At 43.1% G+C, this 15,985-nt stretch carries 15 protein-coding genes and 1 other annotated feature; of the genes, 6 read left to right on the top strand and 9 right to left on the bottom strand.

All coding sequences use genetic code 11. The features are described from left to right. Positions 1-113: 113 nt before the first annotated feature. The 7 genes from ACUW85_RS08680 to ACUW85_RS08650 form a co-directional block, all read right to left on the bottom strand. Positions 114-1,427, bottom strand: coding sequence for an LLM class flavin-dependent oxidoreductase (locus ACUW85_RS08680; protein ID WP_048728383.1), 1,314 nt, complete (start codon positions 1,425-1,427; stop codon positions 114-116). A gap of 59 nt (positions 1,428-1,486) precedes the next feature. After that, complete coding sequence (locus tag ACUW85_RS08675) at positions 1,487-2,296, bottom strand: transporter substrate-binding domain-containing protein (protein WP_048728386.1); 810 nt, start codon at positions 2,294-2,296, stop codon at positions 1,487-1,489. 14 nt (positions 2,297-2,310) lie between these two features. Next, positions 2,311-2,982, bottom strand: coding sequence for an amino acid ABC transporter permease (locus tag ACUW85_RS08670; protein ID WP_048728389.1), 672 nt, complete (start codon positions 2,980-2,982; stop codon positions 2,311-2,313). Position 2,983: 1 nt separating this feature from the next. Then, entirely contained in the window at positions 2,984-3,757 is a 774-nt protein-coding gene (locus ACUW85_RS08665; protein WP_107069897.1) for an amino acid ABC transporter ATP-binding protein, read from the bottom strand. Between the two features lie 752 nt (positions 3,758-4,509). Then, positions 4,510-5,802, bottom strand: coding sequence for an LLM class flavin-dependent oxidoreductase (locus tag ACUW85_RS08660; protein ID WP_149256433.1), 1,293 nt, complete (start codon positions 5,800-5,802; stop codon positions 4,510-4,512). 1 nt (position 5,803) lies between these two features. After that, on the bottom strand, positions 5,804-6,091 hold the full coding sequence (locus tag ACUW85_RS08655; protein WP_149256432.1) for a glutaredoxin family protein: 288 nt from the start codon (positions 6,089-6,091) through the stop codon (positions 5,804-5,806). Between the two features lie 2 nt (positions 6,092-6,093). Next, positions 6,094-7,086 carry an MsnO8 family LLM class oxidoreductase gene (locus ACUW85_RS08650; protein ID WP_149256431.1) on the bottom strand — a complete coding sequence of 331 codons (993 nt, stop codon included), beginning with the start codon at positions 7,084-7,086 and terminating at the stop codon, positions 6,094-6,096. 89 nt (positions 7,087-7,175) lie between these two features. Next, positions 7,176-7,408 (bottom strand) — a binding site (T-box leader). A 605-nt stretch (positions 7,409-8,013) separates the two neighbouring features. Between ACUW85_RS08650 and ACUW85_RS08645 the strand changes: the two genes are divergently transcribed. Further along, entirely contained in the window at positions 8,014-9,525 is a 1,512-nt protein-coding gene (locus ACUW85_RS08645) for an FAD/NAD(P)-binding protein (protein ID WP_182023603.1), read from the top strand. Between the two features lie 136 nt (positions 9,526-9,661). On the opposite strand, the gene ACUW85_RS08640 is transcribed toward ACUW85_RS08645, so the two are convergent. After that, the gene (locus tag ACUW85_RS08640) at positions 9,662-9,862 is read right to left on the bottom strand and encodes a pyridine nucleotide-disulfide oxidoreductase (RefSeq protein ID WP_286162728.1); all 201 of its coding nucleotides are present in this window, start codon (positions 9,860-9,862) and stop codon (positions 9,662-9,664) included. Between the two features lie 116 nt (positions 9,863-9,978). Between ACUW85_RS08640 and ACUW85_RS08635 the strand changes: the two genes are divergently transcribed. Next, complete coding sequence (locus tag ACUW85_RS08635) at positions 9,979-11,028, top strand: ornithine cyclodeaminase family protein (protein ID WP_149315287.1); 1,050 nt, start codon at positions 9,979-9,981, stop codon at positions 11,026-11,028. A gap of 152 nt (positions 11,029-11,180) precedes the next feature. Here ACUW85_RS08635 and ACUW85_RS08630 read toward each other — a convergent pair whose 3' ends face one another. Then, positions 11,181-13,127: a heavy metal translocating P-type ATPase gene (locus tag ACUW85_RS08630; RefSeq protein WP_182023602.1), complete on the bottom strand. Its 1,947-nt coding sequence runs from the start codon at positions 13,125-13,127 to the stop codon at positions 11,181-11,183. Between the two features lie 186 nt (positions 13,128-13,313). Here ACUW85_RS08630 and ACUW85_RS08625 point away from each other — a divergent pair, with 186 nt between their 5' ends. The 4 genes from ACUW85_RS08625 (at position 13,314) to ACUW85_RS08610 (ending at position 15,813) form a co-directional block, all read left to right on the top strand. Continuing rightward, complete coding sequence (locus tag ACUW85_RS08625) at positions 13,314-13,538, top strand: DUF2829 domain-containing protein (protein ID WP_182023601.1); 225 nt, start codon at positions 13,314-13,316, stop codon at positions 13,536-13,538. A gap of 41 nt (positions 13,539-13,579) precedes the next feature. Next, positions 13,580-14,359 carry a 3-oxoacyl-ACP reductase gene (locus ACUW85_RS08620; RefSeq protein ID WP_182023600.1) on the top strand — a complete coding sequence of 260 codons (780 nt, stop codon included), beginning with the start codon at positions 13,580-13,582 and terminating at the stop codon, positions 14,357-14,359. A gap of 139 nt (positions 14,360-14,498) precedes the next feature. After that, the gene (locus tag ACUW85_RS08615; protein ID WP_182023599.1) at positions 14,499-15,047 is read left to right on the top strand and encodes a QueT transporter family protein; all 549 of its coding nucleotides are present in this window, start codon (positions 14,499-14,501) and stop codon (positions 15,045-15,047) included. Between the two features lie 112 nt (positions 15,048-15,159). Beyond that, positions 15,160-15,813, top strand: a complete 654-nt coding sequence (locus tag ACUW85_RS08610) for an SDR family oxidoreductase (RefSeq protein WP_182023598.1) — start codon at positions 15,160-15,162, stop codon at positions 15,811-15,813. Positions 15,814-15,985 lie beyond the last annotated feature (172 nt).

Here is a 15,985-nt window from a genome sequence, read left to right as displayed (position 1 = left end):
CCAAATTACTGTTTTATCAACTATTCAAACACTTGTATCTAGCTCTAACTATCAAACGAAAAAGGAAGCTCTTGCGGTCAATCACCACAATCACTTCCTTTATTATTTACCTTCTATTTAGCATAGCGACTTTCTTTGAAGTCTAAGCCCAAGTGGTCACGTAATGTGTCCCCTTCATATTCGTATGAGTAGTAGCCACGTTCTGCAATCTTAGACAATACATTGTCGAAGAATTCGTCGTAAGCATCCCCAAATACTTGCTCATTTAACATGAATCCATCTGCTGCGTCATTTTCCAACCAGTAGATTAATTTGTCCGCTAATTCATCATATGTACCGTAGAAGTTTCCTTTTGGTGTAGCCGTTTGTAGGGCTACTTCACGTAAGGTTAAGTTCTCTTCTTTGGCTTGCACTTTGATCGCGTCACTTGTTGAACGGAATCCGTCAGATCCTACTTCTCCTAAGTCTGGGAATGGTGCATCCGGATCGTATTGTTTGAAGTCGTGGTGGTCGAAGAAGCGTGCTAAGTAATCTAGCGCTTCATCCAAGCTGATTAATTCTTGTAATTTCTCATAGTTAGCAGCAACTTCTTCTTCAGTCGCACCAGTAATTGGTGATAATGATGGCAAAATAACCACTTTTTCTGGGTCACGGCCGTTGGCTCTTACAGCGTCTTTAACAGCTTTGTAGTACTCTTGTGCTTTTTCCAAGGTGCCAGCTGCATTAAAAATCACTTCACCATGCTTAGCTGCAAACTCGATCCCTTTAGGACTTGCACCCGCTTGGAAAATAACCGGTTGACCTTGCGGAGTACGTTGGATGTTTAAAGGTCCTTTTGAATTGAAGAATTCGCCTTTATGGTTTAAAACATGTACTTTGTCTTTATCGTAGAAGACACCTGTTTCACGGTCACGAACAAAGGCGTCATCATCAAATGAATCCCATAATCCTTTAGTGACTTCTAAGTATTCGTTGGCCATATCATAACGTAAGTCATGCTCTGGATGGTTACCCTTGTTGTAGTTGCCTGCAGACCCTTGTAATGGTGAAGTTACCACATTCCAACCAGCACGCCCCTTGGAAATAATATCTAATGACGCGAATTGGCGAGCTACGTTATAAGGCTCAGAATAAGTAGTTGATAAAGTCCCAACTAAACCAATTTTCGAAGTAATTGGCGCTAGAGCTGATAATAAAGCGATTGGTTCAAAACGGTTTACAAAGTGGGGAATTGATTTTTCATCGATGTATAAACCATCTGCGATGAAGACGAAATCCGCCCCATTTTTCTCAGCTTTTTTCGTTAAATTGACATAGTGGTCAAAATTGATTGACGCGTCAGGTTCAACATCTTCAGACTTCCAAGAGTTCATGTGAGCGCCAGCGCCGAATAGTAATACACCTAGTTTTAATTGTTTTTTAGTCATGAAAATCTTCCTTTCTTTCTATTAAATGTCTTATAAAATAGCTTGATTAATCAAAAATCCTATTCCGCTTCTCTAGATTGGGTAATGTCTACCCCGAAGTATTCATTTGAAATCTCTGCCAAAGTTCCATCTTCACTTAAAGTTTGAAGGGCTGCATTAAAGTCCGCAATGATTTGTTGGTTTTCTTCCGTATCTTTGAATGGGAAGCCAACTGGTTTTTCACCGAAAGTTTCATCAATCATCCGTAAATCAAGGTCGCGATTTTTAATTTGCGCAGTCAATTCTTCGTAGCCATTGACATAACCTTTCACCTTGCCTGATTGAATATTGGCAACCGCAACTGCCATACTTTCTACAAATTCAAGTCCGATTTGATCTTCAGTATCATATTCTTTCAACACTTCCGCATAGTTAGACCCAACAACTGCATTCACAGATTCGCCCGCCAAGTCTTCAAGGGTGTTGGTTTCCGTATCATCAGATGCTACTGCAATCCCGGTAGACGCATAGAAGTAGTTATCTGTATACACATAAGACTCCCGACGTTCCGGCGTATTGGCGAAGTTAACAGCGGTATCTGCCTTTCCAGCTTGCAGTGCTGCAACAACACCAGACCAGTCAGACAAGGCCCATTCAATTTCGTAGCCCGCTTCCTCTGCTACTGCTTCAGCAACCTCTACAGAGAATCCTTTCAGTTCATCCCCTTCTTGATAATGTTGCGGATACCCATCTGGAGATGCTGCAATTGTCACTGTTTTATCTGCAGACCCGCTGTTTAAACTCGTCGCTTCTTCCCCTGCAGATGCCCCGCATGCAGCTAAGACCAAAGCCGAGGCCAATCCAATACCCAATAACTTAAACTTTTTCATCGTTTTTCCTCCTCTTATCTGGTATATGGTACGGCTAGGCGTTTCTCATACCAGTTTTGTAATAGTGAATATAGAATGGTGAGGGCCCAGTAAATCAAGGCCACTGCGAAATAGGCTTCAAAGAACTTCAATGAATTTGAAGCGAATAATTTCCCTTGGGCAAGCAACTCGACGACCCCAATGGTGAAGGCTAGTGACGAATTCTTCAGTAAGCCAACGAAGGTATTCCCTGTTCCTGGAATGGCGTTACGAACGGCTTGCGGTAGGACGATTCCTCGCAATGTTTGCCCGTAAGTCAAGCCCACCGTCATAGCCGCTTCCACCTGACCCTCGTCCACAGAAACCAAGGCAGCCCGGAATACCTCAGCTAAGTAGGCTGCTGTATTCAAGGAGAAAGTCAAGATTGAGGCCGCTTCAGCCGACATCCCTGTTGCAATAGGTAGAATCTGTGGTAACCCAAAGTAAATCAATAATAACTGGACAATGGGCGGCGTCCCTCGGAAAAAGGACATGATCACTTGGATAATCTGGGTCAGTACGGGCACTTTATTAACCAAAACCACCGCGAATATGCCCCCAATGACAACGGCAATCGCCATAGAAGCCAAGGTCAGGTACAAGGTAATGGGCAAATAGCCTAGTAAATCTGGCAATATTTCCAACATATAGGCAAAATCAAAGGTCATATTAGCCTCCTATTCTAACGGCATTACGTTGTAAAAATTGAATCGTCCGCTCATGTTGCGGATTTTCTAAGACGGCTTCAGGTACGCCTGATTCAACAATGTAACCGTCTGACATGAAGACGACTTTATCCGCCACTTCTTTAGCGAAATTCATTTCATGGGTCACGATAATCATCGTTGCTTGCTCGTCTCTGGCAATGTCAGAAATAACCTGTAGTACTTCAGCTACCCATTCCGGATCAAGCGATGAAGTTGGTTCGTCGAACAAAATAACTTTTGGATTGACCGCAACCGCTCGGGCAATACCCACACGTTGTTGCTGTCCTCCTGATAAAGTGACTGGATATTTGTCTGCCTTGTCTGCTAAACCTACTTTTTCAAGTAAAGCCAACCCTTTTTCCTTAGCAGCAACTTTTGAAAATCCTTGCGCCACCTCAAGGGCATAAGTCACGTTTTCAAGCACTGTTTTATTTTTAAATAAGTTGTAGTGCTGGAAGACCATCGAAGTTTGTTTTCTCAATTCAGCCACAGTTTTTTTCGTCGCCTTCTTAGTATCCACGGCCACATCCCCAATGCGAATAACCCCACCGTTCGGTTCTTCTAGGTAGTTTAAGCATCTAAGCAAGGTCGATTTCCCTGACCCTGATGGTCCGATAATGGCCACCACTTCGCCGGCTCCAACTTCAAAGGAAATATCCTTTAAGACCTGGGTCCCAGAAAAGTCCTTTTGTAAGTGTTCAATTTCAATCATATTATTACTATTATTGTTCGTCATATGTCGCTCATCCTCATTATTGTATGCATATTATCTTCGCTTGTGTTGACTGTTTAAGTCCTTTTTTGGGTAAAATAAAAACCCCTCCCAATAGGCACTAGTCCTATCAAGAAGGGATGACTGGTCAACAATCATGGTTCCACCCTTTTTCATATTGCCCTCGCAGACAATATCTCAGTCAGTAAATACTGACAGGCATAACGGCCCCACCCGTCCAACCAGCTTTCACTGGCAGGATGCTCCAAGCGCACTTCCATTACCTGTATCCATCTGCTCTCATCAACACAGACTTTCTGTCCAATACATGAGTAATTACTCTTCTCTTCATCGCATTTCGTGATTAAAAAAATGTCTTTTGCTTGAAGTCAATTTAACAAACCCGAACACCTTAGACAAGATTACTGCCTAGGGAAAACAAGCTTCGTTTAGCATTTTTATTTTTAAATCTAGATAAAAATGCGTCTTAAAAGCTGATATTTAGCGGATTCTAACCAAGTACACATAGACTTATAATCGTAAATAACTATCAAAAATGATTAAAAAGCTAGTCAAATGATCACGAAATTCATTGAATTTCAATACAATATTTGTATTAAATCCGTGAATGTAAGCCTTTAAAAGATGCGCATCCTTTTTTTCATTCCAACAAAAAACGAAACTACCCTAGTCTTTACCAGCAGTAGTTCCGTCAGTTTGTATTGGTTTTATGCAATCACAATGAGCACATTTTCAAAGGAATTGCCCTTTTGCCATTAAGGGACAATAGGCACCCCAATTTGTTCACGTAAGGTCGTACCTGGGTACTCGGTTCTGTAAATACCACGGTCTTGAAGGATTGGCACGACTTCATTGACGAACCGTTCAAAGGCACCTGGAATGTCGCCAGCAATGATAAAGCCGTCAACGGCATCCGCTTCAACCCAGCGTTGGATTTCGTCAGCGATGTCTTCAGCTGTCCCAATAAAGTTTGGACGAGTCACCGCTTGTTCCAAGGCTACTTGGCGTAAGGTCTGGTTTTCTTCCTTAGCGCGTTTCTTGATGTAGTCTGTTGTCGAACGGAAAGCGTCTTTTCCGATATCACCTAAATCTGGGAACGGCGCATCTAGGTCATAACCTGAGAAGTCGTAGTCATCGAAGTAGCGGGCTAGGTATTTCACTGCATTTTCAATTGGAATCAAGCTAGCAAATTCAGTGTAAGCTGCTTCAGCATCTTCTAAAGTATCCCCTACAAGTGGGTTGATGCCAGGATAAACCTTGACCTCTTCAGGATTACGGCCAGCTGCTTTAGCCCGTGCTTTAATGTCATCATAGAAGGCTTTTTCTTCTTCTAAAGAATTAGCATGGGTGAAAATCGCTTCCGCGTTCCCTGCCGCAAAGGCCCGCCCAGAATCTGATGATCCTGCTTGGAAAACGAGTGGTTCCCCTTGAGGTGAACGGCCAATGTTTAAGGGACCAGCTACTTGGAAATACTCTCCTTCATAGTTTAAACGGTGCAGTTTTTCCGGATCAAAGTATTGGCCTGTTTCCTTGTTTCTAGGGAAGGCATCCGGTTCCCAAGACCGCCATAAACCACGCACAACGTCTAAATGTTCTTGTGCGATTTTATAGCGTTCACCGTGAGGCGGTAGCGTCCGGTTGTTGAAGTTCTCAGCCACCCCTGCTTGTGGTGTCGTCACCAAGTTCCAACCAGCACGGCCATTAGACAAGTGGTCTAGCGATAGCAATTGACGTGAAATAGTGAAAGGATCTGTATAGGTTGTTGAGAAAGTCCCCACTAAACCAATATTTTCAGTCACAGCCGCTAAACTAGACAATAAAGTAATCGGTTCAAAACGGTTTAAGAAATGAGGAATTGACTTCTCAGAAATATATAAACCATCTGCGATAAAAACGAAATCAAATAGTCCTTTCTCTGCTAATTGCGCCCGAGTCTTATAAAAGTTTAAGTTGGTGCTGGCTGTTTCATCTACTTGCGGATGACGCCAACCATCTGTTGTGCCACCGATACCATGTAAAATTGCCCCAAAATGTACTTGTTTAGTCATATTACTTCACTCCTACTCCAGCTGCTTTTAGCCCATTCACCACATGTTCCAACCCTAAATCAATAATGCCTTGGTATTGCTTACTGTTTTTTTGACCAATTTCAACTACCGGCACATAAGAGACCCCGTATTTGGCATTCAAAATGTCTCTAAATTGGTCGTTTTCTGTCACGTCAATCAATTCATATGAAAGGTTTTCCTCTTGTAAGTAATCTTTGATTTCCTGGCAATAATGACAGCCTTGCTTAGCCCATAAAATGATATTTACTGCTTGTTGTTTGTCTGACATTCTTATCCTCCTTTAATTTCCCCTGCTAAGGCTTCAATAATCTCGAATTTCTTAGCGTAGGGGATGCCGATCGTATGAATCACAAAGTGGTCGGTATTAAATCTCTTTGAAAAATCGTCTAGTTGCGCTTTTACCTGACTGGCCGTACCAACAAAGGCGCCGACTTGTTTTTCAAGGATTTTTGCGTCCTCAGCTTGGTGCAAGTCAGCATATTCTTCAGCGGCTGCTTGTTTGTTGAAGTTGACCCTTTTGCCAGAATTCAAGACCACCGTATAGGCAGCTTGTTCAGCAAGATAGGCTTTACTTTCATCCGGGTCGTCCGTGATATAAACAATGATGGCAATTTTAAAGTCACCTGATCCTTGATAAGCGGCTCTCGTTTTGCCAAGCGCTTCAAGATCTGCATTGGCAAAGTAGGGATAGACTAGGCCGGTATCCTGAGTGGTCGCTAATTTGGCACTTTCTTGACTACCCCCAAGCAACTCGATGGTAAAGTCTGAACTTATTGCCGGTTGTAAGTCATAGTTTTCAGCCGCATAGGGATGGTCGGCCGGGAATTTATTGCGGATAAAACGGGTGACTTCGATAAATTTATCATCGAAAGATTGGACCGGTTTGATAAAGTCTCGTTGTAGGACCTCAACCGCCTCATCCTTACCACCTTGGGCCTTACCCAGACCTAAAATCACCCGACCTGGCGCTAGTTGGTGGAGGAGACTGAACGACTCCGCCACTTTATATGGGACGTAATGTTGCAACATGACTCCACCAGATCCTACGCGAATCTTGTCCGTCTTGGCTAAGATGTAACCCACCAAAATTTCTGGTGCCGCACTAGCAATCTCTTTAGTAAAATGGTGTTCCGCCACCACAAAGCTGTCATAGCCCAACGCTTCTGCCTTCTGGGCAAACGCAACCGTCTTCTTCAGCGTCGACTGAGCGGTTTCACCTTCATAAATAATGTTTTGATCTAATAAACTTAAACTTAAAGCCATTCACTTACCCCCAATTCTTTCTAACTACCACCGTGTGTCCTTTTTTTGAAAAATAAAAGCCCCTCCCTAATAAACAGTCTTGTCTATTAAGAAGGGGCGAAGAGTCAACGTTCGCGGTGCCACCCTTGTTCAAACTGCCCTCGCGAGCAATTTCTCATCCAGTAAATCTATACTAGAAAATTTAACGGTTCCACCCGTCTAACCAGCTTTCACTGGCTAGATGCTCAAAGGTCATTTTCATTACTGGTAAGCATCTGCTCTCATCAACTACAGACTTTCTGTGCCTTACCCCCATAATTACTCTACTCATCCACGCACTAGTTTATTTGAATATTTGCTTATATTTACTTATATTTGCTTTTATTGTTATCTGGACTTGCAATAAATTTGCTTGCACTCAATCTAACAAATTCCACTCACTAGCATCAACCTTACCGCCTAGCCCTAAAATTTCCAGATCTCTTTTTGGACAAAATGACTACACATCAAAAAATCTAGGAAAATCCTTTGATCATCAAGCTTTTCACATAAATTTAATTTTTCCATAATCGCTAACCACTATCATCATTGATATGGAAGTGGGACAGGCACTGACAAAAAATATGAAATTTAAATACAATCATTGTACAAAACGCCATTTCTCATCAAATCGAAAATTCTAACAATGTGATTAAATCAGCCTTTCTAATCAAATCAATTTAAACACGGCCCTAACCCTCTAGATATCATTTGACCGATTTTGATTTTCTGCATACAAAAATTCCCTTCTGCTGTTATCACTTTTATCGATAACCATTGATTGATAAATGCTTGAGCAAATTCCCCCACTAGAACCATCTACTCAGTTACAATTCTCTATAATGATTATGCAATTATTTAAATAGATACATAAACTAATCAACCAATTTCTAGAAATGAGGATGTCAGATGCGAATTGCCATAGTAGGTTTTGGGATTGCGGGTGCTAGCACCCTAATCCAATTAAGTAAACGGTTTGATTTAAATGCCGCTACCGATCAAGTAGATGTCTATGAAACACGCCCACGTTTAGGTGCAGGTGCCCCATATGCGGAGGATGACGACGCCACAGTCATCAACTCTTTCCCGCGATCATTGTCCCTTGATGACGACAACAACGAGGACTTTATCAACTGGACCAAGGTCAACTATCCGGCAATCGATATCGACAATGTCTTTGCCCCGCGAACCATTTACGGTGAGTACGTGGAAGAATATCTCAAACCCTATTTAGCCAAGGATTACGTCCGTCATATCCAAGCCAAAGTCACCGATTTTCAAGTCGTAGACGCAGACGGGACACCCCTATACCAGCGACCAATCGAAGATGGCTTAGCTTATCAAGTCTTTACGTCCGAAAATGGTTGGTCTCAGGTTTACGACGCGGTCTTTTTTGCCATTGGCCACCCGCCCTACCTAGACCCATATCAATTGGACGGCCAAGCCAACTACATTCAAGACCCTTACCCATTGCAGGAGAAATTTCAGGCAACTAAAGGCAAGCGTCGAATTGGGATTGTGGGCTCTGGATTAACAACTATCGACTTGATCAATTACTGCAACAAGTACGATTTATTTGCCGACCAAGAAGTGACGGTCTACTTTCGCCACGAACCCTTCCGGTCAGTGATCCAACCTGACGCTAACGAAGACTATATCCAGTCCATCGACGATGAATGGATTGAGACACAAAGAGTAGTCAACAAAGGGGCTATCCCGATTCAAGTCGTCATCAACCAAGTCAAGGCCGACTTAAAGGCCAACGGTATTGACTACAGCCGGGTATGGGCCAACTTCAATACAGGTTCAGTCGCTACTGTCACCAAGGCCATCCGCCAAGATGACCCTGACTACCGTCGTTTCCAAGGATTTTTCCGAGCTTTCTACCCAGTTCTCCACCAAATGATGGGGGCCTTAGATGCTGCCGGTAAAGACTATTTCTACAAGGATCTAGGCGCCTTCTTCCGCATGCTGTATTCACAAGCCCCAGCTGCTTCCATCAGCATGATTTTAGACTTAGTAGCCCAAGGCAAACTGAAATTAGTTTCTGGCTTATCTGATATCCAACCCTTGGAAAATGGCCAGTTCCACCTTTACGCTAACGGAATCCGCCACAAGGCAGATGTCTTAATCAACGCCACTGGCTTCAATAGTCGTTTAAGTCAGGCAAAAGACACTGACCCGTTACTGGGTAATTTGATCCGCCGTAATTTAATCCTGCCTGACAACCGGGACAATATTTTAGCGGCTTACCCAAGCGCGACGCCATTAAACCCTAACTACCAAATCCTAGACAATGTCTACTTCCTAGGTAGCTGGATTGCTTCAACCCAAGGGCCGAACACGTCCGTTGCCCTGGCCAAGAAACAAACCCAAATCGCCGTCACTGACTTCTATCAACAAGTCAATAGACACCAGTAATTTACTATTTTTCCATGCAAAAAGGACTTGCACCCTCAAGCTAAGTGAGCGGCGCAATCCTTTTATTGTGTTTCATATTTTATTGAGATTAGTCGGTTTTACTAAACAAGCTTATTAGTCAACCATTGCGAACAAGTCATTCAGCTAAAGTAAAATGGATATAGATTTGGTCACGTAAGGATGTGTATGGTAAGTGTGCCTTCATGGATACTGTGATGATTTTATGGGCACCTTCGCCGAATAAACGAAGCCATAAAATTTCATTGGTTTTCGCATCGATAACTGGTTTAAATACTCTAGTAGTTCGGCAGATTACTTTTACTTTTGAAATATTCACTACTGGCAATTAAATTTTACTTTTTGCAAATAAATCGCTATCATTATCTCATATGCATACAAAAAACGCCCGATGCACATAGATGGGCTTAAACAATGAAATAAGGGAGTGATTAGATGACATTATTACTGAATGTTAAAGACATCCGAGGGTTGGTCGATATGGCAGAGACCGTCAACATTGTCGAAAGAACCTATCATGAAATGGGTCAAGGCAAGGTTATCAACCCAAGTAAGGTGAATTTAGACTTAGGTGAAACGGGTAATTACCCCTTCTACGACGGCTTTATGAATGCCATGCCAGCCTATATCGACTGGTTAAACATGGCTGGAATGAAGTGGATTGGTGGCTTTTATGGCGGTCGCCGAGCAGCCGGATTCCCCTACATGACAGGGATGATCCTCTTGTTAGACCCACATGTGGGGCGGTTCCTATCCGCTATGGACGGGGCTTATATTACAAACCTTAGAACAGGTGCTCAAACCGCTGTCGCCCTATCATACTTTAACCTAGGTGAATCCATCTCACTGGGTATGTTTGGTGCTGGTACCCAGGCCAGAACCCAGGTGATTGCCATCACTAAACGTTACAAAATCAACCGTTTAGTCGTATGGAACCACCGCCGTTCAACAGCAGAAGCTTTTAAAGAGGACATCGCCCACCTTATCGATGGTGAAGTTATCATTGCGGATAAACCTGAAGACGCCACAGATAATGACGTGCTGATTACGGTCACAGGAGCTACCGCACCCTTTATCACAGGTGACATGATCAAACCGGGTACCATCATCATGCCAATGGGGTCACGTGGCGAAATCACAGACGATATCATCATTAACGCCGATCATATTTATGTAGACCACAGAGCTCAAGCCCTTCATCGAGGTGCTTTAAAGAGCCTAAATGATGCTGGCCATATCTCAGAAGCTAATATCACAGCTGACTTTGGTCAACTGGCAACAGGCGAAATCTCCCCTCAACACAATGACAAAACAACCACTATTGTCATACCAATCGGTATTGGCGCACTCGACGTCGCAGTCGCAGGGCACGTCTACCACAAAGCCATAATACAAGGTCTTGGTCAACATTTTGACTTTGACTTGCTTGGCGGAGACAACACCATCAATTACATGGAACCAGACTTGGAAAAAAATAACCACTAGTTAAGCTAGCAACCAAAAAGGGGCGTGACCAATCATCACACCCCTTTTTGTGTATCATATTTATTCAAATTCACATCTAACGTTGGGTACTCGCCCTTGTTCATGTGTCTTGTATTGCAATTTAAAACTTTTTTCTGACATAGCTTTAAATGTTATTCCTTTATCCCGCGCAACAAGCGTAAGCCATTCAAGATAACTAAAATTGTTGAGCCTTCATGGAAAAGGACGCCAAGAGCAATATCTGCAATGCCTATAAAATTCAAGATGACTAAAACGAGCACAACAAACATTGAAAAGGCCATATTCTGCCAAGTAATTCGGTTTAAATCTTTGGATACTTGGTGGGCATAAGTCAATTTGTCCAGGTCATTAGCCATCACAACAACATCAGCAACGTCAATTGCCACATCCGTTCCGTCACCCATAGCGAAACCAATATCTGCTTGCACTAGAGCTGGCGCGTCATTGACCCCGTCCCCTGTCATCCCAACTTGTCCGTATTCAGCTTGTAAGTCTTTAACAATTTGGGCCTTCTCTTCAGGTAAAACATTGGCCACAACTTGGTCAATCCCCACTTGATTAGCGACTGCCTGACCAGTTACTTGGTTGTCCCCAGTGATCATGACGGTATGAACGTCCGCTTGGTGGAGGTAGTCGATGGCTGCTTTAGCCGCATGATTTGGCGTATCCATCATAGCCATGTAGTCGATAACTGCATCGTCTTTTGCGATATAAACCACCGTTTTCCCGTCCGCCGACAATTCGTCTGTGTGCCTCTTGATTTTGTCTGGAACGGCCTCAAATATTGATGGCTTACCGATTTGATAAGTGTGGCCAGCGTAGGTCCCACTCAGCCCTTTTCCAAGGTCATTCGTCACTTCAATCGGGTCGGTTAAGGGTTTTGTGTGGGCTTTAAATTCTTGTAAAATGGCACGGGCCAAGGGATGGTTGGATTGACTTTCCATCGCGACAACTACTGGCAAGATTGCTTCGTCTTGGATCCCGTCAACAAAAAAGTAGTCGGTCACTTCGGGTTCACCCTTGGTCAAGGTGCCGGTTTTATCAAAGGCAATGGCTTTTAAATCAATCAGATTGGCTAGGTAAGCGCCACCTTTGAACAGGACGCCATGGCGTGCCAAGTTTGAAATGGCCGATAGGGTTGCGGGCACTGCTGAAGCGGCCAAGGCACATGGTGAGGCGGAAATTAAGAATATCAGTCCACGGTACCAAGCCTCTGCCCATTCCCAGCCGAAGATCCAAGGACCTAGAAGGACTATAAATGGGAAAATGGCCAGGACGGTTGTGACATAGATTGGTTCGATTTTCTTAATTTTAGTGGCAGCTGGTGTCAAATTGGCTTGGGACGCTTCCACCATTTGCAGGATTTTCGCAAAGACGGTTTCATCCGGATTCTTCGTGACTTCAACCACAATAGCGTGGTCCCCGTTAATGGTCGCCCCAAATACCTCGTCACCTACTGTTTTTTCTTTAGGCATTGATTCGCCATTGATAGAGGCTTCGTTGATGACAGTAGCCCCTTTGACAATTCGGCCATCAGTAGGGATTTGACCCCCATTTAAGACTTGGACTTGGTCACCGATTTGCAGTTGGTTAACTGCCACGTTTTGGGTTGAACCATCAGCCTGTAATAGTAAGGCTTCAGTTGGGTTCAAATTCATCAGGTTGGTAATTTCACGTCGCGACCGCCCTTCCGCATAATCTTCTAGAAAGTGAGCACCCGCGAAAATTAAAATTAATAGGGCTGCTTCATAGAAAGAGCCAATTAATAAAGCGCCAACTGCCGCCAGCCCCATCAATAAGTGGATATTGGGTTTGAATTTACCAGCGGACATGGTGTCTCGAATAGTATCACCAAAGCCCTCACCTAACACGTGGTAGCCAGAAAGGATAAGGGATAATACCATAAGGATATTATCTATAGAACTTTGCCAGTTACCGATGATTAATCCAAGTACAAAGGCAATCAATCCTAGTATATATAGTCTCGCAGCTAGTTTGGTATCATGTTCACCATGGTTATGACCATGGTGAACATGATTTTTTTCTTCCGTATGACAATCTCTATTTTCAGTCATCATGTCCGCTCCTTTTTTATCATTTCACTTACTATATACAAGCTTATATGAATACTCATTCATATACTTCGCTATCATTATACCACACCTATATGAAAAATAAATCATATTACATAGAAAATATATACTATAGGAGAATTGAAATTTGCTATAATAGTTGTTGACGCATTTTTGAGGAGGTGAAAATAAATGACATTTGAACAAATCTTACCTAAATTACGCGAAGGTGCCTTCATCATCCGTGATGGTTGGGGTGGCGCAGAAGAGTACGTAAAATTAGTTGACCCAAAAGAATTTGAAGGTCAAGCAATTACGCCCTATTTCCTAATTTCAGTTGCTGGCGAGGGCTTCTCAATGTTCCAACCAACTGTATGCGATATCCTTGCTGAAGACTGGTCTATCGTTTCTGACTAGTAACGCACACATAACTTACACAATAGAAAGGAAGCAGATACTTGGACACATCCTACACTGACTATCCTAAACTCCCCGCCCAATTAAAGGTTATCGTTACAGGAGGCATGTCTGGTATTGGTAGCAGTCAGGTACAACACTTTTTAGAAAAAGGCCATCGCGTTTTGGCTGTCGATCTTAAGGAAGATGCAGAGTTGGTTAATAAATGGACTACTAGCTACCCGGAAAACTTTAGCTTTCGCAAAGCGGATTGTAGCGATTTAATGGCAGTAACTATCCTTTTTCAAGAATTAAAAACTTCTTGGAACGTCATTGATGTACTATGTAATACAGCCGGCGTCCTTGACGATTACAAACCTTTAGATCAAACGGACCCAACAACCTGGCAAACGATTATTTCTAGTAATTTACAAGTTGTTTATAATATGACCTATACAGCTTTACCCATGCTATTAGCCAATCCTACTTCTCGCTTAATCAATATGGCTTCGATCGCGGGCTTAACGGCTGGTGGTGGCGGGATTGCTTATACAACAGCTAAGCATGCTATCATCGGCTTTACTAAACAGATGGCCTACGACTATGCGGGGCAAGGGTTAGTGGCGAACGCCATTGCGCCTGGTGCCATCATGACGCCAATGAACCAAGCTGATTTTGTGGGTGATAGTCCCATGGCCGACCAAGTGATGGCTCAAACACCCGCTAAACGGTGGGCAAGTCCTGATGAAGTGGCAGCCCTGACCCTATTTCTAGCCAGCGACCAGGCAGCTTACATGCAGGGCAATACCATACCTGTCGACGGCGGTTGGCTGATTCGGTAACTTTCTACATATATAAAATCACAAATCCAACATCACAAATTACACTAAAATTGCGACACTTCGGTAGAGTACTACTCACTGGTGTCAGTGTCCTTTGGTCGCAATTGCACACTAGGCCTAGCCTATAAAGGAGACTTAAATGAATAACGCAAATGATACAATCACCCCTTCACGTCTTACCACTCTAGATATGACTAAGATTGCCGTTGTGGCAGCCTTATACGTGGTCATCACCCTAGTCATCGCGCCGATTTCTTACGGCCCCGTTCAATTCCGGATTTCTGAATCTCTAAACTTCCTAGCCCTTCACAATAAACGCTATATCTGGGCAGTTTCTATCGGTGTTTTCATCGCCAACTTCCTGACTTACGGCCCAATCGACATGATCGTCGGCTCTGTTTCAACCTTTATCTTTCTATACATTGGTCGCTGGTTAGGTGATTATCTTGTCAAAATGGCCAAGCAAGCTCAATTTGACTTATTGCCTGACCAATGGATTCGCTATATTACTTTGACAGTCATTTTCGCCCTATCCATGTTCACAACCACTACAACAATCGTATTAGTCGGTGCCGACGCCGCCTTCTTACCGATATATTTCTCACTAGCCCTGTCTGAATTTGCGGCCATGACCCTTGGTATGTTCATTATGTACCCATTAAGCAAACGAATCGATTTCGACCGCTAACAAGCGGATTCTTTGAATTGCCCTTTTTTGACCTTTATACTATGTAGTAGACAAATGAATATAAAAATCTGATAGAGAAATGAAAGAGTCATTTGAAAGGAGCTTTTCAAACATGAGAGTACTTGTTATTGGTGCCAATGGTGGCGTATCCCGTCACTTCGCAGATTTTGTAAAAGATTCAGAAACAGTAGAAGAAGTTGCAGCTATTCGTAACTTAGACCAAGCCCCCTTCTTTGAAGAACGCGGGATTGAATCAGTTTACTTAGACTTAACTAAACACACACAAGCAGACATTGAAAAAATTCTGACCGACAACAATATTGATTCAGTGATTTTCTCTGCCGGTGCTGGTGGATCAGGTGACGACATTGTTATGATGGTTGACCTTGATGGCGCTATTAAATCTATGCAGGCAGCTGAGGCAGTTGGTATCAAGCGTTTCGTGATTGTATCTACATTTAGAACTGGTCGCGAGGAAATTGAGAAAGGTGTCCTACGCGTTTATACCACTGCGAAGACTTACGCAGACGAATGGTTGAAATCACGCACCAACTTAGATTGGACCATCGTTCACCCAGGTATCCTACGTGATGAACCAGGTTCTGGAAAAATCACTACTGAACCCCAGGCTGAAATCATTGACGTGGCCCGTCAAAACGTAGCCCAAACCTTACTAGCAGTTCTTGAAAATGACAATACTATTGGTAAAGAATTTGAAGTGGTAGATGGCGATACAGAAGTCACAACAGCCGTTCAAAATCTATAAGTATGCATAAGTAAATAATCAGTAAATAAGTAAAAGGTGCCCGCGAACAAAGTCGCAGGCACCTTTTACTTATTTAAATGGTTCTATAATAAATAGTGTTGGTGAGATTCAATTGAGTCTCATCGGCACTATTTTTGTGTACGCAAAAAGAAGGACATGATATCCTTATTTC

It is taken from the genome of Aerococcus sp. 150760013-2, assembly GCF_053627715.1.
This window is presented reverse-complemented; position numbering and strand designations above follow the sequence as displayed.

What these genes read in the sequence shown, in the direction of transcription:
- ACUW85_RS08625 (WP_182023601.1), top strand. Translation starts at nt 13,314, where the DNA reads ATGACATTTGAACAAATCTTACCTAAATTACGCGAAGGTGCCTTCATC.
- ACUW85_RS08670 (WP_048728389.1), bottom strand. Translation starts at nt 2,982, where the DNA reads ATGACCTTTGATTTTGCCTATATGTTGGAAATATTGCCAGATTTACTA.
- ACUW85_RS08645 (WP_182023603.1), top strand. Translation starts at nt 8,014, where the DNA reads ATGCGAATTGCCATAGTAGGTTTTGGGATTGCGGGTGCTAGCACCCTA.
- ACUW85_RS08680 (WP_048728383.1), bottom strand. Translation starts at nt 1,427, where the DNA reads ATGACTAAAAAACAATTAAAACTAGGTGTATTACTATTCGGCGCTGGC.
- ACUW85_RS08635 (WP_149315287.1), top strand. Translation starts at nt 9,979, where the DNA reads ATGACATTATTACTGAATGTTAAAGACATCCGAGGGTTGGTCGATATG.
- ACUW85_RS08630 (WP_182023602.1), bottom strand. Translation starts at nt 13,127, where the DNA reads ATGATGACTGAAAATAGAGATTGTCATACGGAAGAAAAAAATCATGTT.
- ACUW85_RS08660 (WP_149256433.1), bottom strand. Translation starts at nt 5,802, where the DNA reads ATGACTAAACAAGTACATTTTGGGGCAATTTTACATGGTATCGGTGGC.
- ACUW85_RS08675 (WP_048728386.1), bottom strand. Translation starts at nt 2,296, where the DNA reads ATGAAAAAGTTTAAGTTATTGGGTATTGGATTGGCCTCGGCTTTGGTC.
- ACUW85_RS08650 (WP_149256431.1), bottom strand. Translation starts at nt 7,086, where the DNA reads ATGGCTTTAAGTTTAAGTTTATTAGATCAAAACATTATTTATGAAGGT.
- ACUW85_RS08615 (WP_182023599.1), top strand. Translation starts at nt 14,499, where the DNA reads ATGAATAACGCAAATGATACAATCACCCCTTCACGTCTTACCACTCTA.
- ACUW85_RS08655 (WP_149256432.1), bottom strand. Translation starts at nt 6,091, where the DNA reads ATGTCAGACAAACAACAAGCAGTAAATATCATTTTATGGGCTAAGCAA.
- ACUW85_RS08610 (WP_182023598.1), top strand. Translation starts at nt 15,160, where the DNA reads ATGAGAGTACTTGTTATTGGTGCCAATGGTGGCGTATCCCGTCACTTC.
- ACUW85_RS08665 (WP_107069897.1), bottom strand. Translation starts at nt 3,757, where the DNA reads ATGACGAACAATAATAGTAATAATATGATTGAAATTGAACACTTACAA.